This window comes from Enhydrobacter sp. (genome assembly GCA_025808875.1).
Taxonomy (GTDB): Bacteria; Pseudomonadota; Alphaproteobacteria; order Reyranellales; family Reyranellaceae; genus Reyranella.
The window spans coordinates 1183838-1207907 of sequence record CP075528.1; the positions used below are offsets into that span (position 1 = coordinate 1183838).

The 24070-nt window shown below is 68.8% G+C and carries 21 protein-coding genes; 14 read left to right on the top strand and 7 right to left on the bottom strand.

Annotated features, from left to right (window positions below; translation table 11 throughout):
• Positions 1-85 precede the first annotated feature (85 nt).
• The 3 genes from KIT25_06000 (at position 86) to KIT25_06010 (ending at position 3108) form a co-directional block, all read left to right on the top strand.
• On the top strand, positions 86-1618 hold the full coding sequence (locus KIT25_06000) for an AMP-binding protein (protein UYN96484.1): 1533 nt from the start codon (positions 86-88) through the stop codon (positions 1616-1618).
• A gap of 88 nt (positions 1619-1706) precedes the next feature.
• Positions 1707-2684, top strand: coding sequence for a 2-dehydropantoate 2-reductase (locus KIT25_06005; protein ID UYN96485.1), 978 nt, complete (start codon positions 1707-1709; stop codon positions 2682-2684).
• Positions 2677-3108 carry a GNAT family N-acetyltransferase gene (locus tag KIT25_06010; GenBank protein UYN96486.1) on the top strand — a complete coding sequence of 144 codons (432 nt, stop codon included), beginning with the start codon at positions 2677-2679 and terminating at the stop codon, positions 3106-3108. Before KIT25_06005 ends, KIT25_06010 begins: the two co-directional genes overlap by 8 nt.
• Here the strand turns inward: KIT25_06010 and KIT25_06015 are convergent.
• Positions 3092-3940: a uracil-DNA glycosylase gene (locus KIT25_06015; GenBank protein ID UYN96487.1), complete on the bottom strand. Its 849-nt coding sequence runs from the start codon at positions 3938-3940 to the stop codon at positions 3092-3094. The two genes, KIT25_06010 and KIT25_06015, sit on opposite strands and share 17 nt — an antisense overlap.
• Complete coding sequence (locus tag KIT25_06020; GenBank protein ID UYN96488.1) at positions 3940-4962, bottom strand: alpha/beta fold hydrolase; 1023 nt, start codon at positions 4960-4962, stop codon at positions 3940-3942. Before KIT25_06020 ends, KIT25_06015 begins: the two co-directional genes overlap by 1 nt.
• Positions 4963-5081: 119 nt before the next feature.
• Here KIT25_06020 and KIT25_06025 point away from each other — a divergent pair, with 119 nt between their 5' ends.
• From KIT25_06025 to KIT25_06035, 3 genes are read left to right on the top strand one after another with little or no spacing between them, the layout of a single operon-like run.
• Positions 5082-6737 carry an electron transfer flavoprotein-ubiquinone oxidoreductase gene (locus KIT25_06025; protein UYN97843.1) on the top strand — a complete coding sequence of 552 codons (1656 nt, stop codon included), beginning with the start codon at positions 5082-5084 and terminating at the stop codon, positions 6735-6737.
• Positions 6738-6742: 5 nt separating this feature from the next.
• A complete protein-coding gene (locus KIT25_06030; GenBank protein UYN96489.1) occupies positions 6743-8482 on the top strand; it encodes a tetratricopeptide repeat protein in 1740 nt (579 codons plus the stop codon).
• A gap of 11 nt (positions 8483-8493) precedes the next feature.
• Entirely contained in the window at positions 8494-9369 is an 876-nt protein-coding gene (locus tag KIT25_06035; GenBank protein ID UYN96490.1) for a 4-(cytidine 5'-diphospho)-2-C-methyl-D-erythritol kinase, read from the top strand.
• On the opposite strand, the gene KIT25_06040 is transcribed toward KIT25_06035, so the two are convergent.
• Together KIT25_06040 and KIT25_06045 are read right to left on the bottom strand one after the other, a co-directional pair.
• The gene (locus KIT25_06040) at positions 9326-10792 is read right to left on the bottom strand and encodes an SEL1-like repeat protein (protein UYN96491.1); all 1467 of its coding nucleotides are present in this window, start codon (positions 10790-10792) and stop codon (positions 9326-9328) included. The genes KIT25_06035 and KIT25_06040 overlap by 44 nt on opposite strands.
• Complete coding sequence (locus tag KIT25_06045; GenBank protein ID UYN96492.1) at positions 10789-11814, bottom strand: COX15/CtaA family protein; 1026 nt, start codon at positions 11812-11814, stop codon at positions 10789-10791. The genes KIT25_06040 and KIT25_06045 overlap by 4 nt, the downstream gene beginning before the upstream one ends.
• Positions 11815-11959: 145 nt before the next feature.
• Between KIT25_06045 and KIT25_06050 the strand changes: the two genes are divergently transcribed.
• Positions 11960-15463, top strand: coding sequence for an FAD-dependent oxidoreductase (locus KIT25_06050; GenBank protein ID UYN96493.1), 3504 nt, complete (start codon positions 11960-11962; stop codon positions 15461-15463).
• Between the two features lie 8 nt (positions 15464-15471).
• On the top strand, positions 15472-17136 hold the full coding sequence (locus KIT25_06055) for a porin family protein (protein UYN96494.1): 1665 nt from the start codon (positions 15472-15474) through the stop codon (positions 17134-17136).
• Between the two features lie 4 nt (positions 17137-17140).
• Here KIT25_06055 and KIT25_06060 read toward each other — a convergent pair whose 3' ends face one another.
• Together KIT25_06060 and KIT25_06065 are read right to left on the bottom strand one after the other, a co-directional pair.
• Positions 17141-17824, bottom strand: a complete 684-nt coding sequence (locus KIT25_06060; protein UYN96495.1) for a class I SAM-dependent methyltransferase — start codon at positions 17822-17824, stop codon at positions 17141-17143.
• On the bottom strand, positions 17778-19193 hold the full coding sequence (locus KIT25_06065; GenBank protein UYN96496.1) for an MATE family efflux transporter: 1416 nt from the start codon (positions 19191-19193) through the stop codon (positions 17778-17780). The genes KIT25_06060 and KIT25_06065 overlap by 47 nt, the downstream gene beginning before the upstream one ends.
• Positions 19194-19285: 92 nt before the next feature.
• Here KIT25_06065 and KIT25_06070 point away from each other — a divergent pair, with 92 nt between their 5' ends.
• The 4 genes from KIT25_06070 (at position 19286) to KIT25_06085 (ending at position 22128) form a co-directional block, all read left to right on the top strand.
• Entirely contained in the window at positions 19286-19597 is a 312-nt protein-coding gene (locus KIT25_06070) for a cupin domain-containing protein (GenBank protein ID UYN96497.1), read from the top strand.
• A 284-nt stretch (positions 19598-19881) separates the two neighbouring features.
• Positions 19882-21348 (top strand): DEAD/DEAH box helicase, encoded by a 1467-nt coding sequence (locus KIT25_06075; GenBank protein UYN96498.1) that lies wholly within the window; start codon positions 19882-19884, stop codon positions 21346-21348.
• Positions 21349-21375: 27 nt separating this feature from the next.
• A complete protein-coding gene (locus KIT25_06080; protein UYN96499.1) occupies positions 21376-21615 on the top strand; it encodes an Lrp/AsnC family transcriptional regulator in 240 nt (79 codons plus the stop codon).
• Positions 21616-21804: 189 nt separating this feature from the next.
• A complete protein-coding gene (locus KIT25_06085) occupies positions 21805-22128 on the top strand; it encodes a hypothetical protein (protein UYN96500.1) in 324 nt (107 codons plus the stop codon).
• Here the strand turns inward: KIT25_06085 and KIT25_06090 are convergent.
• Complete coding sequence (locus KIT25_06090) at positions 22121-23263, bottom strand: amidohydrolase (GenBank protein ID UYN96501.1); 1143 nt, start codon at positions 23261-23263, stop codon at positions 22121-22123. The genes KIT25_06085 and KIT25_06090 overlap by 8 nt on opposite strands.
• Positions 23264-23382: 119 nt before the next feature.
• On the opposite strand from KIT25_06090, the gene KIT25_06095 reads away from it, so the two are divergent.
• Complete coding sequence (locus KIT25_06095; GenBank protein ID UYN96502.1) at positions 23383-23682, top strand: type II toxin-antitoxin system HigB family toxin; 300 nt, start codon at positions 23383-23385, stop codon at positions 23680-23682.
• Entirely contained in the window at positions 23679-24056 is a 378-nt protein-coding gene (locus KIT25_06100) for a helix-turn-helix domain-containing protein (GenBank protein ID UYN96503.1), read from the top strand. Before KIT25_06095 ends, KIT25_06100 begins: the two co-directional genes overlap by 4 nt.
• The last annotated feature ends 14 nt before the right edge of the window (positions 24057-24070 follow it).

The window sequence follows — 24070 nt, forward strand, 5'->3', positions numbered from 1 at the left end:
GCGGACGGAGGGGTCATGATCCCTCCGTCGCCGTATGACGGCGACACCTCCCCTTGCTATGCAAGGGGAGGAGAAGAGAGCGAGAATGGTCCAGAAGGTCTACGACGTCGTCACCGCCGGCAAGGCGGACGCTCCCGCCATCGGCGCGCCGGGCCGGCCGTGGCTCACCTACGAAGGGCTGAAGACGCTGGTCGACACGACCCTGGCGAGCTTGAACGGCGTCGGCATCGGTCGCGGCGACCGCGTCGCCATGGTGGTGCCGAACGGGCCGGAGATGGCCTCGTCGTTCGTCGCCGTCGCGTCGGGCCCGACCTCGGCGCCGCTCAACCCGGCCTATCGCGCCGACGAGTTCGAGTTCTACCTCGACGACCTCAAGCCCAGATGCTGCATCGTGCAGCGCGGCATGGACAGTCCGGTGCGCGCGGTGGCCGAGAAGCTCGGCGTGCCGATCGTCGAACTGGTGCCGACGCAGGACGCGCCGGCCGGCAGCTTCACGCTCGACGTCACGGCGTTGAAGGCGGGCAAGACCGCCAGGCCCGGCCCGTCCGACGGCGGCGACATCGCCCTGGTGCTGCACACGTCGGGCACGACGGCGCGGCCCAAGATCGTGCCGCTGTCGACCGCCAATCTCGCCGCGTCGGCGCGCCACATCGGCGCCACGCTCGCGCTCGCGCCGTCCGACCGCTGCCTCAACATCATGCCGCTGTTCCACATCCACGGCCTGATCGCCGCCGTGCTGTCGTCGCTCGGCGCGGGCGCGTCGGTGAGCTGCACGCCGGGCTTCAACGCGCTGCGCTTCTTCGCCTGGCTCGAGGAGGTGAAGCCGAGCTGGTACACGGCGGTGCCGACCATGCACCAGGCGATCCTCGGCCGCCTGCGCGGCAATGCCGAGGCGGCGAAGAAGGCCGGACTGCGCTTCATCCGCTCGTCGTCGTCGTCGCTGCCGCCACAGGTCATGGTCGAGCTCGAGGCGGCGTTCGACTGCCCGGTGATCGAATCTTACGGCATGACCGAGGCGAGCCATCAGATGGCGTCGAACGCGCTGCCGCCCGGCAAGCGCAAGCCCGGCGCGGTCGGGCTGCCGGCGGGACCCAGGGTCGCGATCATGGACGACGCGGGAAACCTGCTGCCGCAGGGCGCGATCGGCGAGGTGGTGATCCAGGGCCCCAACGTCACGGCGGGCTACGACAACAACCCCGACGCCAACCTCAAGGCCTTCGCCAACGGCTGGTTCCGCACCGGCGACCAGGGCCGCTTCGACGAGGACGGATTCCTGTTCCTGACCGGCCGCCTGAAGGAGATCATCAATCGCGGCGGCGAGAAGATCAGCCCGATCGAGATCGACGTCATCCTGATGGACCATCCCTCGGTCGAGCAGTGCGTCACCTTCGCCATCCCGCACGCCAAGCTCGGCGAGGAGGTCGGCGCGGTGGTCGTGCTGCGCGCCGGCTACGAATGCAGCGAGCGCGAGCTGCGCGACTTCGTGGCGGCGCGCGCCGCCGACTTCAAGGTGCCGCGCAAGGTCGTGTTCGTGACCGAGATCCCCAAGGGCGCCACCGGCAAGCTGCAGCGCATCGGCCTGGCCGCCAAGCTCGGCCTCGGCGAGGCGACGGTTTGAAGACGCCGCTTCCTTTCCTCCGCTTCGTGCAACGAAGCGGAGGTGTCGGCGTCGTACGCCGACGGAGGGGTCATGAAAGGTGTTGCCCATGACCTCGATCTGCGTCTTCGGCGCGGGCGCGATCGGCGGGCTGATGGCGGCGAAGCTCGAAATGGCGGGAACGCCCGTCACCGTCGTGGCGCGCGGCCCGCACTACGAGGCGATGCGCAGCAAGGGCCTGGTCTTGCGCAGCGAAGGCCAGGAGACCGTCACCCGGCCGCGCGTCGAGACCGACCCGAAGGATGTCGGCGCGCAGGATTACCTGGTCCTGACGCTCAAGGCGCATTCGCTGCTGCCGGCCCTGCCGCAGCTCGGGCCGCTGATCGGCCCGGACACGACCATCGTCGCGGCGATCAACGGCGTGCCCTGGTGGTACACCTACAGGCTGGGCGGCGACTTCGACGGCCGGCGGGTCGAGGCGGTCGATCCGGGCGGCGTGCTGTGGCGGGCGCTGCCGCCGGCGCAGACGCTGGGCAGCATCGTCTATCCGGCGGCCGACGTGGCGGAGCCGGGCGTCATCGAGCACACCTACGGCGACCGTTTCACGCTCGGCGAGCCCGACGGCAGCCGCAGCGAGCGTGCGGCCAGGCTCTCGGAGCTGCTGATCAAGGCGGGTCTCAAGGCGCCGGTGCGGCCGCGCATCCGCGACGAGCTGTGGGTGAAGCTGTGGGGCAACATGGCCTTCAATCCGGTGAGCGCGCTGACCGGCGCCACGCTCGACAGGGTGCTGGCCGATCCCGGCACGCATGCGGTCTGCCGCGCGCTGATGCTCGAGGGCCAGGCGGTGGCCGAGAAGCTCGGCGTGAAGTTCGCCCTCACCGTCGACAAGCGGCTGGCCGGCGGGGCCGAGGTCGGCGCGCACAAGACCTCGATGCTGCAGGATCTCGAGAAGGGCCGGCCGCTCGAGATCGAGGCGTTGCTCGGCGCGGTGGTCGAGATGGGCGAATGGGTTGGCGTCGACATGCCGATCGGCCGGGCGGTGCTTGCGCTGGTGCGCCAGCGCGCCGACACTCGCGCGCATGGCTGACGCGCGACCCGACCTCAGGATCGTCTTCGACCCGCACAACACCGGCGACGCGCAGAAAGTGCGCGAGCATCTCGACATGTTCAACATCGGCGCGACGGGCGTGTCGACCTACTACCCGGTGCAGCTCTTCCTCACGAGTTCGCGCCACGAGGTGCTGGGCGGGTTGCTGGGCGGCATCTGGGGCGGCTGGCTGCATGTCGGCATCCTGTGGATCGACGAGGCGGCGCGCGGAGAGGACTGGGGCAGCCGCCTGATGGACCAGGCCGAGGCCTATGCGCGCGAACGCGGCTGCCATTCGGCGACGCTCGACACGCACACCTTCCAGGCGCGGCCGTTCTACGAGAAGCGCGGCTACGAGGTGTTCGGCGAGCTCGACGACTACCCCAAGGGCCACAAGAAGTTCTTTCTCAGGAAGAAGCTCTGACGCCGAGCTCGCGCAGCTTCCTGTCGATGGCCAGCAGGTCCCACCAGCTCTGGCGCTTGCTGGCGGGCGTGCGCAGCAGGTAAGCGGGATGGAAGGTGGGCAGCGCCGGTACGGTGCTGCCGTCGTCGAGCGCCAGGCTCGCCCATTTGCCGCGCAGCCGCATGATGCCGTCGGTCGTGTCGAGGATCGCCTTGGCCGAGGTGCCGCCCGCCAGCACCACCAGCTTCGGCCGGGCGAGCTCGATGTGGCGGCGCGTGAAGGCGAGGCAGATCGCCTGCTCGGCGAGGGTCGGCGTGCGATTGCCGGGCGGCCGCCAGAACAGGATGTTGGTGATGTAGAGATCGTGCCCGCGGCTCATGCCGATCGCCTCGAACATGCGGTCCATGAGCTGGCCGCTGACGCCGACGAAGGGCTTGCCGATGCGGTCCTCGTCGCCGCCGGGTGCCTCGCCGACGATCATCACCGGAGCGCCCGGCACGCCGTCGGCGAACACCGTGTTCTTGGCGGTGCGCTTCAGCGCACAGCCGTCGAAGGCGCGGACCGCGGCCTCCAGTTCCTCGATGGTCGTGCAGTGCCGTGCCAGCACGCGCGCATCCTCGACGAGCTGCGGCGATTCGAGCGGCACTGGCGCGCGGATCGGTGCGGGAGCCGGCGCCGGCGCCGAAGCCGGTGCGGAGGCCGGCGCACGCAGGGGGCGGACCGGCACGGCAGCCGGCGCGGCGACCGCCGGTGCGGCCGCCGCCGTCACCGCGAAGCGATCGATCGGCTCCTCGCCGATCGCCTCCTCGATGCCGTGGAGCTTGTACCAGCGCAGGGTTTCGAGCGCTTCCATCACAGGCTCTTCAGGAAGTCTCCGAGGATCGGCGCCCACATGTGCGCATCGGCATGGCTCGCCAGATGGCCCTTGTCGGACGGCAGCTCGACATAGGTGACGTCGATGCCGGCGCGCCGCATGTCGATCACGTAGCCGGGGCAGAGCGCGATGTCGAACAGCTTGTCGGTCTTGGATTGCACGTAGAGGATTTTCGCCGTCACCCGGTCGTACTGGCCGGTGATGTCGAAGGAATTGATGGCCTTGCGCAGGGTCACCAGCGAATGGCCGTCATAGACCTTGGCCCATTCCTTCGCCGCCACCTTGGCGACGCTCGCGGTCTGGCCGTAGGCCAGCAAGGTGTCGTAGCGGATGCCTTCGAGTGTGCCCGCGATGCCGCCGTTGTCGTAGTACCAGCCGTCGTTCCAGTTGGGGTCGCCGGCCAGCCTTTTCTGCAGCGCCTCGAGCCGCTCCATGCCGCCGGGCGAGCGCGGCGCGCTGACCGAGGGAACGACCGCCTTCATGAATCCGGGATGCGAGGCCGCCCACTGGAACGACTGGAAGCCACCCATCGACGGGCCGATCACCGCGACCAGCGACGGCAGCCCGAGCGAATCGACCAGCAGCTTCTGGCTCGCCACCATGTCGCGCAGCGTGATGTCGGGAAAGGTCGGCCCATAGGGACGTCCGGTGCGTGGGTCGATGCAGTTGGGGCCGCTGCTGCCGTGCGCCGAGCCCAGCGCATTCACCGAGACGACGAAAAAGCGCTCGGTGTCGACCGCCTTGCCCGGCCCGATCAGGCCGTCGAACCAGCCCGGCGCGCCCGACGCGACTCCGCGGCCCTGCTTGCCTGGCGCGTTGCGGCCCGCCGCATGGTGGCTCGACGTGTAGCCGTGCACGAGCAGGATCGCGTTGTCGCGCGTCGGCGACAAGGTTCCGTAGGTTTCGTAGGCGAGTTCCAGGACCGGCAGTGCCTGCCCGCTTTCGAGGCGGAAGTCGCGGGAGGAGAAGATTCTGCTGTCGATTCCGGTCAACTCGGCCACGGGAATTCCCTTGTTCGCCGGGTGGCGATCCCGCCCCCGACAGGCTATCTACAATTGCAGGATCGCCGCCGGCCGGCGGCGCGTCCATCGGGAAAATGGAACTGCAGAGCGAGAACGGCATGGCACGCGAGGCGATGGAATACGACGTTGTGATCGTGGGCGGCGGTCCGGCCGGACTGTCCGCGGCGATCCGGCTGAAGCAGCTCGCCGCCGAGCGCAACCACGAAGTCTCGGTCTGCCTGATCGAGAAGGGATCGGAGGTCGGCGCCCACATCCTGTCGGGCGCGGTGATCGATCCGATCGGACTGAACGAGCTCATCCCGGACTGGAAGGACAAGGGCGCGCCGATCGAGACCGAGGTCGGCGACGACCAGTTCCTGTGGCTGACCAAGGCAGGGTCGTACCGCTTTCCCAATTTCCTCATGCCGCGACTGATGAACAACCACGGCAACTACATCGTCAGCCTCGGCGAGGTCTGCCGCTGGCTGGCGCAGCAGGCCGAGGCGCTGGGCGTCGAGATCTATCCCGGCTTCGCGGCGGCCGAGGTGCTCTACAACGAGGACGGCTCGGTGCGCGGCGTCGCGACCGGCGACATGGGCATCTCGAAGAACGGCGAGCACAAGGACGGCTACACGCCCGGCATGGAGCTGCTCGCCAAGTACACGCTGATCGCCGAGGGCGCGCGCGGGTCGTTGTCCAAGCAGCTCATGGCCAAGTTCGAGCTGCGCGCCGGCGTCGACCCGCAGAAGTTCGGCATCGGCCTCAAGGAACTGTGGCAGGCCGACCCCGCCAACTTCCGCAAGGGACTGGTCGTGCACTCGCAGGGCTGGCCGCTCAGCGAGACCGGCAGCCAGGGCGGCTCCTTCATGTACCATTTCGGCGACAACCTGGTCGCCATCGGCTTCGTGGTGCATCTCAGCTACGAGAATCCCTACCTCTCGCCGTTCGACGAGTTCCAGCGCTTCAAGACCCATCCCGACGTCGCCAAGTACCTCAAGGGCGGCAAGCGGCTGGCCTACGGCTCGCGCGCCATCAACGAGGGCGGCGTGCAGTCGGTGCCCAAGCTCGTCTTCCCGGGCGGCGCGCTGATCGGTTGCGCGGCGGGCTTCGTCAACGTGCCGCGCATCAAGGGCAGCCACAACGCGGTCAAGAGCGGCATGCTGGCGGCCGAGGCTGCGTTCGAGGCGCTGGCCGGCGGCAAGACGGGCGGCGACGAGCTGATCGCCTATCCGGTGAAGCTCAAGGCCTCCTGGGTATGGAAGGACCTCGACAAGGTGCGCAACGTGAAGCCGGCGCTGAAGTGGGGCGCGGTCATGGGCACGATCTATGGCGGCTTCGACATGTGGATGCACGACCTCGGGCTGCGCCTGCCCTGGACCTTGCGGCACGACAAGGCCGACCACGAATGCCTGCGGCCGGCGAGCGAGTTCCAGCCCATCCAGTATCCCAAGCCGGACGGCGTGCTGAGCTTCGACAAGCTCTCGTCGGTGTTCCTATCGAGCACCAATCACGAGGAGGACCAGCCGGTCCATCTCAAGCTGCGCGACCCGTCGATCCCGATCGCGGTCAACCTGCCGCTCTATGCGGAGCCGGCGCAACGCTACTGTCCGGCCGGCGTTTACGAGGTCGTGACCGCCGACAACGGCCAGCCGCGCTTCCAGATCAACGCGCAGAATTGCGTCCACTGCAAGACGTGCGACATCAAGGATCCGGCGCAGAACATCGACTGGACGGTGCCGGAGGGCGGCGGCGGCCCCAACTATCCCAACATGTGAGACGCATGCGACAGATCTCCCTTGCATTCGTCGCCGTTGCGATGCTCGCCGGCCTGCCCTCGGCGGCGGAGGCGCAGCAGGCCCAGCGCGGCCGCCAGCAGGTCGCGGCAGCGACGTCGCTCAGCGGCCACTATCTCGCCGCGCGCGTCGCCGAGCAGGATCACGACTACGATGCCGGCGCCGACCAGATCGACCAGGTGCTGTCGCAGGCGCCGAACGATCCCGAGCTGGTCTATGCCGCGTTCCGTCTGCGTCTCTACGCCGGCCGATTTGCCGGCGCCGCCCAGCTCGCGCCGACAGTCCTGGTGTCGCGGCCGGCCGACGGCTTCGCCAACCTGGTGCTGGCGATCCAGCACATCAAGCGCGGCGAGCATGCCGCGGCGGAGCAGCAACTCGGCCGCATCGGCGGCGAAAACCAGCTCGGCCCGCTGCGCGAGTACGTGTCGGCCTGGCTGAAGGCCGGACAGAAGGACTTCGTCGCTGCACGCGAGTATCTCGCCAAGCTTCATCCCACCGGCGGCGGCCGCGCCGAGGCGCCGGCGCTGATCGTCGAGGCGCAAGTCGACGAGATGGCGGGGGACAAGGCCGCCGCCGAGACCAAGTATCGGCGCGCCCTGGAACTCGATCCCGGCGGCCTGCGCACCACCGTCTCCGCCGCCGAGGGCCTGCGTCGTCTCGGCAAGGCCGACGATGCACGCACGCTGCTCAAGACCTTCGGCGAAAAGTACAGCGACTCGGTGGTCATGGACGGGTTGATCGCGGCGCCGGCCTCCAGGCCGCCGTCGGCCGCCTCCGGGGTCGCCGACATCCTGTTCGACATCGGCGGCATCCTGGGCGCCGATCCGCGCGGCCAACGCTCCGACCTGGCGCTGATCTTCCAGCAGCTCGCCATCGAGCTGAAGCCCGACCACGATTATGCTTGGACGATGATCTCGGGCATCCACGAGCAGTTCCAGAACGTGCCCAAGGCGGTGGCCGCGCTGGGCAAGATCGGCAAAGCCTCGCCGCTCTATTGGCAGAGCCGGCTGCGCACCGCCGCACTCGATGCCAAGGAGGACCGGCTCGACCAGGCGATCGCGCGGCTGCGCGGCCTGATGGCGGAGAAGCCCGAGCGGATCGACGCGGCGCTCACCCTCGCCGACCTGCTGCGCACCAAGGAGCGCTTCGCCGAGGCGGTCGACGCCTACGACGTGGCGATCTCGCGCCTGCGCCACGTCGAGGAGCGCCACTGGTCGATGTTCTTCAGTCGAGGCATCGCCTACGAGCGCACCAAGCGGTGGCCCAAGGCCGAGGCCGACATGAAGAAGGCGCTCGAGCTCTCGCCCAAGCAGCCCTACGTGCTGAACTATCTCGGCTACAGCTGGATCGACCAGGGCATCAACCTCGAGCAGGGCATGAAGATGCTGCAGCAGGCCACCGAGCTGCTGCCCGACGACGGCGCCATCACCGATTCCGTCGGCTGGGCCTACTACCGGCTCGGCCAGTACGACAAGGCGGTCGAGTGGCTCGAGCGCGCCAGCGAGCAGAAGAGCGACGACGCCACCATCATCGAGCATCTGGGCGACGCCTACTGGCATGTCGGCCGCCGTCGCGAGGCGCGCTTCCAGTGGGAGCGCGCCCTCAACCAGAAGCCGGAGAAGGACCGCATTCCGGTGATCAGCGACAAGCTCGCCAACGGGCTCAACCCCGGCAACGACAAGCCGACGGTCTACGAGAAGCCGGCCGACAAGAAGCAGGGCGGCTGACGGGCGGCGCGATGGATGCCGCCACCAGGCGCGCGCACGCCAAGGTCAATCTCTGGCTCAACGTCGTCGGTCGCCGCGGCGACGGCTATCACCTCCTGCATTCGCTGGTGGCCTTCTGCGATCTCGCCGACACCGTCGAGGCACGGCCGGCTGCCGACCTGTCGCTCGTTCTGACCGGCCCGACGGCCGGCGTGCTGGCGGGTGAGACCGACAATCTCGTTCTCGCGGCGGCCCGCGCGCTGGCGGCGCGGGCCGGCGTCGCACCGCGCGCCGCGCTCGCCCTGACCAAGCGCATACCGGTCGCGGCCGGGCTGGCCGGCGGCTCGGCCGACGCGGCGGCGGCGCTGCGGGCGCTGGCCGACCTGTGGCGGGTCGCGCTGCCGGTCGAGGAACTGTTCGACCTCGCGGCGTCGCTCGGCGCCGACGTGCCGATGTGCCTCGCCGGCCGCGCCGCCATCGCCTCCGGCATCGGCGAGCGGCTCGAGCCGGCGACGGAGCTGCCGCCGTGCTCGATGCTGCTGGTCAACCCCGGCGTGGCGCTGCCCACCGCCGAGGTGTTCGCCGCGCGGCGCGGGCCGTTCTCGCCGGTGCGGCCCGTCGACCGGACATGGCGCGACCTGGCCGACCTGGTCGAGGATCTCGCGGCACGCGGCAACGATCTGGCCGCCGCCGCGATCTCGTTGCGCCCCGAAATCGGCGCGGTGCTGGACCTGCTGCGCGGCAGCGGCGGGGTGCGCTACGCCGCGATGAGTGGCAGCGGCGCGACCTGCTTCGCATTGTGCGACGACCGCGCGGCAGCCGAGCGTGTGGCGGCCGTCCTGCCGGCCGGCTGGTGGCGCGCCGTCACTGGTTGGGCTTCGGCGTCATCAGACCACGCATTTCCTTGAGGGACTCGAAGAGCGCCTCGCTCGGCTCTCCCGTCTGCTTGAGGCCCCTCGTGCGCTGGTAGTCGAGGATCGCCGCGCGTGTCAGCTTGCCGAGCTGGCCGGTCAGGGCCGCATCGTAGTAGCGCAGCTCGGTCAGCAGCCGCTGGATCGCCCGGATCTGGTCGGCGCGGGTCTTCGGCCAGACATCGCGATCGGTGCGGGCGATGTCGTCCGACGTCGTCGTCGGCGGTTCGGTCGGCGCCTTCGGTTCGTCGATTGCGGCCTTGGCCGCTTCCTTCGGCGGCTCCGGTGGTGGCGGATCGGCCTTGGGCGGAGTCGGCAGAGCCGAGTGCTCGACGATGCCGCGTTGCGCCACCTTGAGCGCCAGGAAGAGTTCGCGGCTCGGTTCGCCCGTCTCGCGCATTCCGGCATTGCCCTGGAAGTCGCGGATGGCGGTGCGCGTGCGCGGGCCCAGCACGCCGTCCGGCTTGCCGCCCAGCAGCTTCATGTCGACCAGCGCCTGCTGGACCGCGCGGATCTGCTCGGCCGAGGTCTTCGGCCAGCCCAGAGCCTCGTCGTCCAGTGGGGGCGTGGACGGGGGTGAAGGTGGGGGCGTCGGCGCGGGCTCCGCCGCCGGCGTTGTCGTGGGCGGCTCGGCGGCGGCGACGGGCTTCGTCGGCTTGGGCGGCGACAAGGCCTCGACGATCGCCTTGAATTCCTGCTGGGCGACGTCCTGCGCCTGCAGCAGCTCGGTCGGCGTCAGGATGCGCTGCAGCGTCTGCGACCGCTGGTCGGCGCTCTTCACCAGCGGCGTCTCCTGGCCGCCGTTGGCCTGGCGGTCGAACTCGGCGGCGATTGAGAACCAGGCGAGCGCGGCCGTGGCGTCCTTGGCCCCCGCGTCGCCGCGCTCGTACATGTCGCCCAGGGTGAACATCGATGCCGCCATGCCCTGCTTGGCGGCCGAGCGCAGCAGTTCGGCCGCGGCCTTGGCATCGCGCGGCGTGCCCTTGCCGTCGCGCAGCATGAGGGCGAGGTTGTGCTTGGCCGACGGCACGTTGCCGTCGACGGCCCGGCGATACCATTCCACCGCACGCGTCGAATCGCGTTCGACGACGAAGCCGCGCTCGTACATCACGCCGACGCTGAAGGCGGCGCTCGGCGAGCCGAGCTCGGCCGCGCGCAGCAGCCAGCCGGCGCCGGCCTGCGGGTCCTTGGGAGCGGTCATTCCCTGGATCAGGCGCCGACCCATTTCCTCCATGGCGGGAAGCTCGTTGGTGTTGGCCCGCCGCCGCAGCTCGTCGAGTGGCATCTGGGAGATATCGTCCGCCGGCTGGCCCTGCGTCCTGTCCGGCGCGGCAGACGATTGAGGGTCGGCGCCAAGCGCCGCCGGCGACGCTGTCGCCACGGCGGCAATCAGGAGGTTGCGCCAGACTGACCTCATCATCGGGCGAGCATAACCCCGATGGGCTGCCGTCGAGAAGCCGTTGCGCGATGGCGTACGACGACCAGCGCCGTCAGCAGCAGCACGGCGCCGGCCTGATGTGCGGTGGCGACCGCGATGCCGACGCCGCTCAGGACGGTGGCGATGCCGAGGCCGAGCTGGAGCAGCGCCAGCGCCGCGGCCGTCAAGGTGTCGGCGCGCGGCGCGCGCCACGCCATCGCCAGCACGCCGAGCACCAGCAGCTTGGCGAGCCAGCGATGCACGAACTGCACGGTGGTGCCGTTCTCGAAAGGATTGATCCAGGCGGGCGAGAGCTCGAGCAGCCCGGGCGGCAGCCAGTGGCCCGACATGGTCGGGAAGGTGTTGTGCGCGGCGCCGGCGCGCAGCCCGGCGACGAAGGCGCCCCAGACGAGCACGACGAACAACGCCGCGATCAGTGCCGTGGACCAGCGGCGCGCGACGGGATCGTCACGTCGCGCCGGCGACGGTGACGGCGACGTCTCGAGGATCAGCCATACTGTGTAGGCATAGAGCGCCACGGCGAGGCCGAGATGCGCGGCCAGGCGATAGTGGCTGACCGCCGGGCGGTCGACCAGGCCAGACGCCACCATCGCCCAGCCGATCGCGCCCTGCAGGCCGCCCAGCAGCAGCAGGACGATCAGCCGCGGCTTCAGCGCCCGCGGCAGCTTGCGGCGCCACCAGAACCAGGCGAGCGGAACGGCGAACGCCAGCCCGATCAACCGTCCCCACAGGCGATGCAGATACTCCAGCCAAAAAATCTGCTGGAACTCGGCCACCGTGAAGTGGCGATTGACCAGCCTTCCCTGCGGCGAGGAAAGATACTTCTGCAGCTCCGCCTGCCACGCCGCCTCGCCGATTGGCGGCAGCCAGCCCGTCACCGGCCGCCACTCGACCATCGACAGGCCCGATTCGGTGAGTCGGGTGAGTGCGCCCAGCACGATCATGAAAAAAATCATGCCGGCCACGACGATCAGCCAGTTGCGCACGGAAGCGGGGGCTTGCATGAGTGCCCGACCATGCGTGAAGCCGCCCGCGCCGTCATCAGCCTAAATGTCGCGAAGGCGGCGGCGCACCTTGCGCTCGCCGCACCGCCCCGTTAATCGGTTCGCCTACGAACAAATCACCCCTCGCCGCACGGATATTTCGACGATGAACGCGCCCGCGCTCGGCCCCTCGCTCGCTCACGGGCTGAGCTTCGAAGACCTCTACGACCGCGACGGTCTCGCGCGGCTCGACGCGGCGTTCGTGGCGTGGCTGAAGGACGCCGATGTCGAGGCCCATGCGCGGCTCGTGGCGGCGCGCGCTGCACCCGACGAGCTTGCGGTCAAGGACGAATCCAACCTGCTGATCGAGGTCGCGCGTCCGTTGGAGGATTTCGTCGCCGCCCTGTTCGGCGTCTCGCGGCAGGCCGCCGCGCTGCGCGCCCGGCACGCCGCGCTGGCGCCGCTCTACGACTGCAAGCGCCTGTTCGTGCAACGCTACGTCACGCGCGCGATCAAGCCCGATGCGGCGGCGTCGCTCGACGGCGAGGCGGTGACGGCGGCGCTTGCCGTCGCCGCGAAGCGTGCCGACGGGCTCGAGGCATGGGAGCTGGCCTTCGCGCTGGAAGTGCGCGCGCGGCTCGGCGCGGAATTCAAGGTCGAGGCATCGACGCCCGAGATAGAGGCGCTGACGCGCTACGCCGCCTGGGCATTGCACCATCCCGAGGGAAGGAAGCGCCATCGCGACGGGCCGCTGTTCAAGGTGCCGCACAAGCTCGACTTCGAGCGCCTGGTGCCGATCGAGACGGAAGTCGTCGATGGCGTGACGCGCCTGAAACTGCCGCGGCCGATGCTGCGCCATCGCGAGGGTTTCGCCCTCACCGACCAGGGCTTCGACCTCGTGCGCTCGCTCGACCACACCTGGTACTGCATCTGGTGCCACAACCAGGGCAAGGACAGCTGCTCGCGGGGCCTCAAGGATCGCAAGACGGGGGTGTTCCAGAAATCGCCGTTCGGCGTGACGCTCGCGGGCTGCCCGCTCGAGGAGAAGATCTCGGAGATGAACCTGCTGAAGAGCGAGGGCTTCTCCATCGGCGCGCTCGCCATCGCCGCGGTCGACAACCCGCTGCTGGCGGCGACCGGCCATCGCATCTGCAACGACTGCATGAAGGCCTGCATCTACCAGAAGCAGGAGCCGGTCGACATCCCGCAGATCGAGACGCGCACCCTGAAGGACGTGCTCGGCCTGCCCTGGGGTTTCGAGATCTATTCGCTGCTGACGCGCTGGAACCCGCTGAACCTCCGCCGGCCGATCCCGCGTCCGGCGACGGGCCGCACCGTGCTGGTGGTCGGGCTCGGACCCGCCGGCTTCAACCTCGCCCATCACCTGATGAACGACGGCCACGCCGTGGTCGGCATCGACGGCCTGAAGATCGAGCCGCTGCCGCCGGAGCAATCGGGCGTGCTGGCCGACGGCGCGCGCGTGCGGTTCGCGCCGGTCGAGGACATCGCCGCCCTGCGCGAGGATCTGGGCGAGCGCGCGATGGCGGGATTCGGCGGCGTCGCCGAATACGGCATCACGGTGCGCTGGGACAAGAACTACCTGAAGCTGGTGCGGCTGCTGCTCGAGCGCCGCACGCAATTCTCCATGTTCGGCGGCGTGCGCTTCGGCGGCACGGTCACCGCCGAAGGCGCCTTCGAGATGGGCTTCGACCACGTCGCGCTCTGTGCCGGCGCCGGCAAGCCGACCGTGCTCGACCTGCCCAACGGCCTCGCCCGCGGTGTCCGTGCGGCATCGGACTTCCTGATGGCCTTGCAGCTCACCGGCGCGGCCAAGAAGGATTCGATCGCCAACCTGCAGATCCGCCTGCCCGTGGTGGTCATCGGCGGCGGCCTGACCGCGATCGACGCGGCGACCGAATCGCTCGCCTACTATCCGCTGCAGGTCGAGAAGTTCCTGTCGCGCCATGAGACGCTCAGCGCCGAGCGGGGCGAGGCCGCAGTGCTGGCGGCGATGAACGAGGAAGAGCGCGAGATCGCCGGCGAGTTCATCGCGCACGCAAGAGAGATCCGGGAGGAGCGCAAGCGCGCCGCGCGCGAGGGCCGCGCGCCCGACATCGCCGGCCTGGTCAACGGCTGGGGCGGCGTCACCATCGCCTATCGCCGCCGGCTGATCGATTCGCCGTCCTATACCCTGAACCACGAGGAAGTGCTGAAGGCGCTCGAAGAGGATATTCGTTTCGCAGAAGGCCTGTCGCCGATCGCCGTCTCGATCGACCGGCACGGCCACGCCTGCGCGCTCGAGGTCGCGGGCGAGCAGGGCGGCGCCAGGGTCGAGGCGACCCTGCCGGCGCGCACCATCCTGGTCGCGGCGGGCACCCAGCCCAACACGGTGCTGGCGCGCGAGGATGCCGCGCACGCCGTCATCGAGGGCAAGTATTTCCGCGCCATCGACGAGCAGGGCCGCGTCGTCGAGCCCGAGCGCGTCGCCAAGCCCGCCGAGGTGCGCGTGCTGATGTATCGCCACGGCGACGGCCGCACGATGTCGTTCTTCGGCGACCTGCATCCCTCCTTCGCCGGCAACGTGGTGAAGGCGATGGGCGGCGCCAAGCAGGGCTACCCCGTGCTGACGCGCGCCATGGCGGCGCTGCCGGCGCCCCGTCGGACGTCGCGCGAGATCCTGGCCGAGGCCAACGACCTGTGGCGCGCCAAGGTGGTGCGGGTCGAGCGATTGACGCCGACCATCGTCGAGGTCGTGGTCGAGGCGCATGCCGCGGCGCGCAACTTCGAGCCCGGTCAGTTCTACCGGCTGCAGAACTACGAGGCGCGCTCGCACCGGGTCGACGGCACGCTCCTCACCATGGAGGGCCTGGCGCTGACCGGCGCCTGGGTCGACAAGGAGAAGGGCCTGCTGTCGCTCATCACGCTCGAGATGGGCGGCTCGTCCGATCTGTGCGCGCTGCTCGAGCCCGGCGAGCCGGTGATCGTCATGGGCCCGACCGGCACGCCGACCGAAATCGAGCCGGGCGAGACGGTGGTGCTGGCGGGCGGCGGTCTCGGCAACGCCGTGCTGTTCTCGATCGGCCAGGCCTTCCGCAGGGCCGGCAGCAGGGTGCTCTACTTCGCCGGCTACAAGAAACCTTCCGATCGCTACAAGGTCGAGGAAATCGAGGCCGCGGCCGATGTCGTGGTGTGGGCGTGCGACGAAGCGCCCGGCTTCTCGCCCGACCGGCCGCAGGACAAGGCGCTGGTCGCCAACATCGTCGAGGCGATGCGCCGCTATGCGGCGGGCGAACTCGGCGAGCAGCCGATCCCGTTCAGGGATGCCGACCGCATCATCGCCATCGGCTCGGACGGCATGATGAACGCGGTGCGGCTGGCCCGGCACGGCGTGCTGAAGCCGTATCTCAAGCCCGATCACCGCGCGCTCGGCTCCATCAACTCGCCCATGCAATGCATGATGAAGGAGATCTGCGCCCAGTGCCTGCAGCTCCACAGGGATCCGGTCACCGGCAAGGAGAGCGTCGTCTTCTCCTGCTTCAACCAGGACCAGGAGCTCGACCGCGTCGATTTCTCCTGCCTGCGCCAGCGGCTGCGCCAGAACGGCGCGCAGGAGAAGATCGCCGCACTTTGGATCGATCGGTCGTTGCGCAGGATCGGGGCCCGCTCCTAGATTGCAGCATGCGTACCCGTCACCTGGCTTCGTGTTTGGCGTTCATCGGGCTGACGTCGAGCGTGCCTGCCGCGCTGGCGAACGGCGGCATCGACTGGACCGGCTTCTATCTCGGCGCCCATGTCGGCGGCGCGACCGGCACCGCGACCTTCTCCAATCCCGACGGCCCGCCGATCTTCGGCGACAGCGTGACGACCCCCGGCTTCCTCGCCGGCCTTCAGCTCGGTTACAACCACCAGTTTGCGCCGCAGTGGCTGGCCGGCGTCGAGGCCAGCGCCAGCGTGCTGTCCTCGCAGGCGCAGAACACCTGCCTGCAGACCACCAGCACCTTCGTCGGCTCCAACTGCCAGCTCTTCCCGCGCGAGGTCGCCACCCTGACCGGCCGCCTGGGCTACGTCACCGAGCCGCGCGGCCGCACGATGGTCTACGGCAAGGCTGGTGTCGCGTGGATGCGCAGCGACGTCTCGGTCATCCCCAACAACGCCAATCTCACGGGCTTTGCCCTGACCGGCGATCCCAACGTCGAGGGCGACCCGGCGAGACAGTCGACAAGCGCCTGGGGCTGGACGGTGGGCGTGGGCCTCGAGCACGCCCTGTCGCCGCGCTGGTCGGCGAGCCTGGGCTACGACTATCTGCGCTTCGACGGCATGAGGGTGCCGGTGCCGCAGAGCATCAACGTCACCTCGGCCGGCGCGGTCACCACCGTGCCGCCGGGCGGCACCGCCGGCATGGCGCAGAGCCTGCACGTCGTGCGCCTGGGCCTCAACTATCGCTGGGGCGTCGGCGCCGCGACGGCCGAGCCCGCAGCCATCACCCCGTCGCCGTCCTGGCTGCCGGACTGGGAATTCGAGGGCGGCGCGCGCTACTGGTACAGCTGGGGCAACTTCCAGAGCGCCAACGGGCCGGCGACCTCGTCGCTGGTCTCGCGCCTGCCCTACAACAACATGGAGGGGCATTCGGGCGAGCTGTTCGCCCGGCTCGATTCGCCCTTCGGCGTGTTCGTGAAGGGCTTCGTCGGCGGCGGCGGCATTTCGGCGGGCACCATGTACGACGAGGATTGGGGGCTGGGGAACGACCTGGCCAGCGAGCCGACCGGCTACGAGATCACGCGTTCGGGCATCAACGGCTCGTTCAACTATTTCACCGCCGACCTCGGCTACAATGTCCTGCGCGGGCGCGATCACAGGGTCGGCCTGTTCGTCGGCTACAACCGCTACCAGTACGTGCTCAATACCCTGGGCTGCGCGCAGATGGTGGCGCCCGGATCGGGGGTGTGCTTCCCCAATATCGGCTCCGACACCAACGCGATCAGCGAGATCGACACCTGGCAGTCGCTGCGCGTCGGTGCCTCCGCCGACGTTGAAATCGCCAAGCGGGTGCGGATCGGCGCCGACATCGCGTATCTGCCCTACGTGTTGGTCGACGGGCTCGACATCCACCGGCTGCGCACCCTCTACTTCCCGGTGCGGGGAACCGGCAACGGCGTGCAGGCGGAGATCATGATCTCGTGGCGCGCTACCGACTCCTTCGATATCGGCATCGGCGGTCGCTACTGGTCGATGTGGACCACCACGGCCTACCAGACCGACAACCAAGGCAACTTCATGAACCTCAGCGCCGACCGCTACGGCGTCTTCGTGCAGGCGTCATATCGCTTCAATTCGGGGCGGTGAGGGGCTACGGCCCGCGCACGAACCGGAACAGCACCTTGTCGGCGCTGTAGTAGCGGAGCTGGTCGACGATCCGCGGGAAGTAGGCGCTGCCGATCGTGACCGGCATGAAGGCGTCGAGATCGAGCGGGCGCACCGACACGCCGAAGCCGGCGCCCGCGAAGGCCCGCGCCACGTCCTCGAGCGAATGGTCGTGGATCGGGATCGACGACGTCTCGGCGATCAGCTTGCGCCAGTGCGGCCACATCGACGAATCAGTGTGGCAGCCCATGGCCGCCACGTAGGCGCCGCCCGGGCGCAGCGCGGCCCGCATGTCGGCGGCATGCGTTGCGAGATCCGGCAGCAGATAGACGACCTCGTGGCTGAAGGCGAAATCGAAGGTGCGGCCGAGCGAGGCGGCCCGATCCGTGACCCGGTAGTCGATCGGCCGCTGGCCCTTCAGCAGCTCGGCGCGGGCCACCGACTCGCGGGCGATGTCGATGCCGACCGCCGCCTTGAAGGGGTTGCGATCGAAGAGCAGGCGCAGGAAGCCGCCCTGGTTGCAGCCATAGTCGAGCACGCTCGAGGCGCCGAGGTCGCCCGGCACGGAGACGTCGATCATCCGCCGCCAGATGGGCGCGTGCGCCGCGCCCATCGCTTCCTCGTCAGCGGGGTTGCGGTTCCAGGTGGCGATCGTCGACGGCCGCTGCATCGCTTCCTCCGGGTGCCGAGGGAAGCTTAACACCTTTGCCGCGCCAAGGTTTCAACAGCAGCGGTCCCGCGATCAATACGCCGAACGCGATCATGCCAACCGCGATGGCCGCGAACACGCCGGTCAGGCCCCAGCCGAGCAGTTCGACAGCGACCCAGCCGCCCACGGTCGCGACGATCAACCGGGCGATCCCGGCGAAGAACGGCGCCTTCATGCGGCCCGCGCCTTGGCTCGCGAAGGACAAGGTCATGCCGAGCCCGAACAGGAAGTAGAACGGCGCGACGTGCGTGATGTAGCCGACGGTCGCGGCAACCACGGCGGGATCGTCGGTGAAGAGCCGCGCCCATCCCTCCGGCAGCAGTGCCACGGTCCAGCCGAAGGCGCCGATCGCGCCGGCCGCGATCAGGCTGCCGATCCAGGCGGCGCGCACCGCGCGGCGCCAGTCGTCGGCGCCGGCGGCGACCCCGACCAGGGTGGTCAGGCCCGAGCCGATGCCGAAGGCGAGCGGTACCAGCATGAATTCCAGCCGCACACCGATGCCGTAGCCTGCCAGCGCGGCGACACCGAAGCGTCCGACCAGACCCGTCACCAGCATCGCCGTCAGGTTGGCCGTCACCGCCGAGAAGGAGGCGATCAGACCGACGCGCAGGATCTCCCAGAACAGGCGGCCCTGCAGGCCCACTCCCGCCATTCCGGGGATGAAGCCGAGCTTGCCGCGCCAGATGGCGCGCGCCTGCAGGAGCGCCGACACGGCCGAGGTCGCGACGGAGGAGACGGCGGGTCCCGCCATGCCGAGCCCCGGCCAGCCGCCGACACCGAGCGCCAGCACGCCGGACAGCGGAATCTGCAGCAGCGAGAAGATCAGCATGTATCGGCCGGGCGTGGCGGCATCGCCCGCCCCACGCATCAGCGCCGACAGGAAGAAGTTGGCCCAGATCGCGATGGCGCCGGCGAACAGCACGTCGCTGTAGGCAACGGCGGCCTCGAGCGCCGCGCCCGATCCGCCGAGCAGGGCATAGAGGCTTGGGCCGAGGGTCCAGGCCAGCAGGGTGAAGGCGATCGCCAGCAGCGCGCCCAGCAGCAGCGCATGGAGCACCAGCGCTCGGGCGTCCTCGATCCGCCCGCCACCCAGCGCACGAGCCATGGCGGCTGCGACGCCGCCGCCCATGCCGCCCGCCGCCATCATGGTCATCAGCATCATGAGGGGGAAGACGAGGGCGAAGCCGGCGAGCGCGCCTGTGCCGAGTTGGCCGAAGAAGTAGGTCTCGGCGATCGCGACGAAGGTCTGGGCGACCATCACGGCGGTGGTCGGGCCGGCGAGTTTCCACAGACTCGCGCCGATCGGCGCCGTCAGCAGGGGGTGGGACAAGGCGACTCCGGGATCTAAGTGCATATGCACATAATCCGGTTGCCGCCCTTCGTCACCTGACAAAGATGGTGGGTACCCATTAGGTTTGGCACATGTCCGAGCCGGCCCGCCCCCTCGCCAAACCCACTGTCCAGGTCGAGAACGACCGGGTCGTCGTCACCGAATGGCGCTTTCCACCCGGCGCCCATACCGGCTGGCACCGCCATAACCACGACTATGTGGTGGTGCCGGTCACATCGGGGGAATTGCACATTTTCGACGGCAGGACGACGGTGCCGGCCCCGCTGCGCGCCGGCGTCTCCTACACCCGCCAGACCGGCGTGGAGCACGACGTCATCAATCCCAACGATTTCGAGTTCGTGTTCGTGGAGATCGAGCTGAAGACGCCTCCTCCGCCGAAGTGACGGCCGCTGTATAATTTACTGTACATCGTCGCCCAGCCATGCCATACGAGCGCCATGGCGCTTCGGCGAGGAATTTTGGCAATTTTGGCAATTTTGGCATGACGATTCAGGTCCGGAACCGGACTATTTGTGCGGTGGCCGCGACGTGCTCGCGCAGGTCGCCTGCATTGACTTGGCAGAGGCCAGGCCTCATATGAGCGCAGCCAGCGGTCCGGCCCATTCCTGGGTCTCGGTGAGACCGCTCCACGGCCCAGCGGATAAATGGGCCAAGTAACGGAATTTGAATGAGTTTTGAGAGTTTGGGGCTGGGAGCCCCGGTGCTGCAGGCGGTTGCCGAGAAGGGCTACACGACGCCCACCCCGATCCAGGAGAAGGCCATCCCCATCGTGCTGATGGGCCGGGACATCCTCGGATGCGCCCAGACGGGCACCGGCAAGACCGCCTCCTTCGTCCTGCCCATGATCGACATCCTGGCCGAGGGTCGCGCCAAGGCGCGCATGCCGCGATCGCTTATCCTCGAGCCGACGCGCGAACTGGCCGCCCAGGTGGCCGAGAATTTCGAGATCTACGGCAAGTACCACAAGCTGAACATGGCGCTGCTGATCGGCGGCGTGAGTTTCGAGGACCAGGAACGCGCGCTCGAGCGCGGCGTCGACGTGTTGATCGCCACGCCGGGCCGGCTGCTCGATCATTTCGAGCGCGGCGGCATCCTGCTGAACGACGTCAAGGTGCTGGTGATCGACGAAGCCGATCGAATGCTCGACATGGGATTCATTCCCGATGTCGAGCGTATCGTCGGCCTTCTTTCGCCGATGCGGCAAACGCTGTTCTTTTCGGCGACCATGCCGCCCGAGATCAAGCGCCTGGCCGATCGCTTCCTCAGCAACCCGAAGGAAGTCACGGTGTCGCCGCCGGCTTCGGCCGGCACCAACATCGTCCAGGGCCTCGCGATCGTGCCGGAGCCGGAAAAGCGCGAGGCGCTGCGCCGGCTGATCAAGAGCCAGGACGTCAAGAACGCCATCGTCTTCTGCAACCGCAAACGCGACGTCGCGGTGCTGCAGGGATCGCTTAAGAAACACGGCTTCAACGCCGGCGCGCTGCATGGCGACATGAGCCAGCCCGCCCGCATGGAGACGCTCGAGAAGTTCAAGCTGGGCGAGATTCAGATCCTGGTCGCTTCCGACGTCGCCGCGCGCGGCCTCGACATCGTCGACATGAGTCACGTCTTCAATTTCGACGTGCCGTTTTCGCCGGAAGACTATGTCCATCGCATCGGCCGCACCGGCCGCGCCGGCAAGACCGGCCATTCCTTCACCCTGGCCTCGCCGTCGGATGGCGGCCTGATCGAGGCGATCGAGAAGCTGATCGGCACGACGATCCCGCGCATCGAGGTGCCGGGGCTGGACACCGCGGAGCTGGAGGCCGGCGACGGCCGCCGTCGCGGCCGTGGCCGAGGGCGCGGATCGCGCGGTGCCAAGCCGGCGGGCGATGCCCCGCGCGAGCGCCGCGAACGCCGGCCCAAGGCGGAGCCGCAGGAGCGTCGCGAGGCCCGGCCAAGGTCCGAAGCACGGGAACACGAGCCGCGGGAACACGAGCCACGGGCACATGAGCCGCGAGCACACGAACCGCGGCCGGAGGCGCCACGGCGCGAGCGCCGGCCCGAGCGGCCGCCGCAACGCGAGCGCGACGAGCGCGCGCCGATGGGGCTGGGCGACCATGTCCCGGCTTTCCTCGCCCGTCCCCCGCGCTAGACTGCGCCCCGCGCGAGAGGCGGGAAGATGCAGACGATCTTCATCATGGTGAAATGCCAGCTCGGCAAGGCCTACGAGGTCGCCGACGAGGCGGTGAACATCGAGCAGGTCTCGGAGGTCTATTCGACCTCCGGCCAGTACGATCTCCTGATGAAGTGCTACCTCGACGCCAAGACCGACATCGGCCACTTCGTCACCAGCAAGATCCAGACCCTGCCCGGCGTGAAGGACACCTTCACCCTCATCACCTTCAAGGCCTTCAGCTGACCGTGGCACCTCCGGAGCCCCCGGTGCGCCGCTTCGAGCATTTGTCGAACGCGTCATCATGGGCAGCCGCTGGCTGCAGGCGCCGCTCCATATCGGGCTGGTGGTCGTGCTCGGCGTCGTCGTGGTCAAGTTCCCCTTCAAGATCTGGGAGCTGATTGGCAAGGCGACGCCCGCGACACCTGGCGCACCGTGTGCTCGGTCGAGCGGCGGCTGGGCTGCGGCATCGGCGCCGCGGCGCTCACGGTGCGCGGCGACGTCTCGGCCTTCGATGTTCTTGCCGCGCTCGGGCCCGCTCGTCTCGACTTGCTGCGCGGCGAGCCCGGCGTCGGCCAGGCCCACACTGCGGAGAAGGAGCTGCGCTTCGCGCCCGACCGGCTGATCGAGCGGGCGCTGGTCGCCTTCTTCCGGTCGATCGACGAGGCGCGAGAGGCGCGCGACCGCCACGCGCCGTCCGGCGAAGTCTTCGCCCTTCAGCACACCGTGTCGAAGGGCGACCTCCTGGCCGTCAGTTGATCAGGCCGTAGAACTTGCCGGCGTTGGTGCAGGTGATCATGCGCGTCACCTCGGGCGAGACCTCGGCGAACTGCTCCTTGATGTACTTGTCCGAGTGTGGCCACACACCGTCGCCGTGCGGGTAGTCGGAGCCCCACATCAGGCTCTCGGCGCCCATGTCGTCGATCAGCTTGGCGCCGATGCGGTCGTACTGGAACGTCGCCTTGCACTGGCGACGCCAGTAGTCGGACGGCTTCATCTTGAGTCCGAGATCGGTGAAACGGTCCTCCCATTCGAAGTCCATCCGGTCGAGCGCGTAGGGGATCCAGCCGCAGCCCGATTCGCCGAAGGCGATGCGCACGTGCGGATAGCGCTCCAGCACGTTGGCGGCGATCACGGCGGCGAGGATGTTGACGAGGTTCATCTGGAAGCTCGACACCACCGAGAAGAACACCGAGCGGCCGACGCGGCCGGGGTGCTTCTCGATCATGTCGGGCGGCACCTGCGGGAAAGTGTGGAAGTGCAGCGGCAGCTGCACGTCGTTGACGGCCTTCCACAGGGGCTCCCACATCGGATGCCACATCGGCTCCATGTCCCAGGAGCAGGAGAGCTCGAGGCCGCGAATGCCCATCTTGGCGACGCGGTAGATCTCCTTCACGGCGGCGTCGATGTCGCCGTAGGGCAGGCAGGCGAGGCCGATGTGCCGGTCGGGATAGTGGCTGCAGAAATCCTTGAGCCAGTCGTTGTAGATGCGCAGCATCTCGTTGGCGGCGTCCTTGTCATTGAGCCGCCCGGCGGCGCCGAGGATGCCGTAGATCACCTCGGCGTCGACGCCGTCGCGGTCGAGATCCTTGATGCGCAGGTGGGGATCGGAGACGCGGCGGATGTCCTTGGCGCCATCCTCGTAGAGCCCGGTCTCGGCCATGACGTCGACGCGATGGTGCTTGCCTGGCACATATTTGGCGCCGGCCGGGCCGACGCCGTTCTTGAAGCCGAAATTGGCGCCGTTCCTGGCCGTCCATTTCGGCCCGTCGGCGGTGTCGACGACGTAAGGCATGCGCTCCTTCATGTCGCGCGGCGCCATCGAGGTGAACAGGTCGGGCGGCATCCAGGGGAGATCGAGGTGGCAGTCGGCCGAAATGCGCTTGTATTGCATGGCGTCGCTCCCTAGCTGGGCAAATAGTGCGCGCCGGCGGTGGCTGCGGGCAAGGGTCGGGTTTCGTCAGGAGAGCGGATGCGTCTTGTTCCCATTTCGGGAACATGCTAGGCGAATACATGCAGGTGATCGCCCTCAGAACCTTGCGGCGGTTCTGGGAGAAACATCCGCAGGCCGAGGGGCCGATCCGGGCATGGTATGCGTTGGCGAGTCAGTTGGACTGGAAGGGCCCGGCCGACGTCAAGCGGCAGTTCGGAGCGACAGTCGACTTCGTCGGAGACAATCGCGTCGTGTTCGATTTCGGCGGCAACGAGTACCGCCTGATCGTTCACGTCGCCTACGCCTATCGGCGTGTGCTGGTGAAGTTTGTCGGCACGCACGCGGAGTACGACCGGATAGACGCGGAGACTGTACGATGAAACTCAAGCCGATTCGCACCGAGGCCGACTACAATGCGGCCCTGCGGACGATCGAGCGGTACTTCGACAGGCCACCGCGGCGCGGCACGCCGGAAGCCGATACGTTCGATATTCTGGCGACGCTCATCGAAGCCTATGAGCGCAGGCGCTGGCCGGTGGGTCTGCCACGGCCCATCGATGCGATTCGCTATCGCATGGAGATTGCCGGCTATACGCAGGCCGATCTGGCCCGGCTGCTCGGGTCGCGCTCGCGTGCGTCCGAGGTGTTGAGCGGCAAACGCGAACTGACCTTGCCGATGATCCGCCGCATCGCCGGCGCGTGGTCGATACCGGTCGATGCCCTCGTTGGCCCGCTCGACCGGCAAGCGGCATAGCCGACCGCGGTACG

Coding starts and splice junctions, on each gene's coding strand:
- KIT25_06070 (UYN96497.1), top strand. CDS start 19,286: ATGTCCGAGCCGGCCCGCCCCCTCGCCAAACCCACTGTCCAGGTCGAG.
- KIT25_06025 (UYN97843.1), top strand. CDS start 5,082: ATGGCACGCGAGGCGATGGAATACGACGTTGTGATCGTGGGCGGCGGT.
- KIT25_06000 (UYN96484.1), top strand. CDS start 86: ATGGTCCAGAAGGTCTACGACGTCGTCACCGCCGGCAAGGCGGACGCT.
- KIT25_06095 (UYN96502.1), top strand. CDS start 23,383: ATGCAGGTGATCGCCCTCAGAACCTTGCGGCGGTTCTGGGAGAAACAT.
- KIT25_06055 (UYN96494.1), top strand. CDS start 15,472: ATGCGTACCCGTCACCTGGCTTCGTGTTTGGCGTTCATCGGGCTGACG.
- KIT25_06045 (UYN96492.1), bottom strand. CDS start 11,814: ATGCAAGCCCCCGCTTCCGTGCGCAACTGGCTGATCGTCGTGGCCGGC.
- KIT25_06075 (UYN96498.1), top strand. CDS start 19,882: ATGAGTTTTGAGAGTTTGGGGCTGGGAGCCCCGGTGCTGCAGGCGGTT.
- KIT25_06050 (UYN96493.1), top strand. CDS start 11,960: ATGAACGCGCCCGCGCTCGGCCCCTCGCTCGCTCACGGGCTGAGCTTC.
- KIT25_06090 (UYN96501.1), bottom strand. CDS start 23,263: ATGCAATACAAGCGCATTTCGGCCGACTGCCACCTCGATCTCCCCTGG.
- KIT25_06060 (UYN96495.1), bottom strand. CDS start 17,824: ATGCAGCGGCCGTCGACGATCGCCACCTGGAACCGCAACCCCGCTGAC.
- KIT25_06015 (UYN96487.1), bottom strand. CDS start 3,940: ATGGAAGCGCTCGAAACCCTGCGCTGGTACAAGCTCCACGGCATCGAG.
- KIT25_06100 (UYN96503.1), top strand. CDS start 23,679: ATGAAACTCAAGCCGATTCGCACCGAGGCCGACTACAATGCGGCCCTG.
- KIT25_06005 (UYN96485.1), top strand. CDS start 1,707: ATGACCTCGATCTGCGTCTTCGGCGCGGGCGCGATCGGCGGGCTGATG.
- KIT25_06040 (UYN96491.1), bottom strand. CDS start 10,792: ATGATGAGGTCAGTCTGGCGCAACCTCCTGATTGCCGCCGTGGCGACA.
- KIT25_06030 (UYN96489.1), top strand. CDS start 6,743: ATGCGACAGATCTCCCTTGCATTCGTCGCCGTTGCGATGCTCGCCGGC.
- KIT25_06035 (UYN96490.1), top strand. CDS start 8,494: ATGGATGCCGCCACCAGGCGCGCGCACGCCAAGGTCAATCTCTGGCTC.
- KIT25_06010 (UYN96486.1), top strand. CDS start 2,677: ATGGCTGACGCGCGACCCGACCTCAGGATCGTCTTCGACCCGCACAAC.
- KIT25_06080 (UYN96499.1), top strand. CDS start 21,376: ATGCAGACGATCTTCATCATGGTGAAATGCCAGCTCGGCAAGGCCTAC.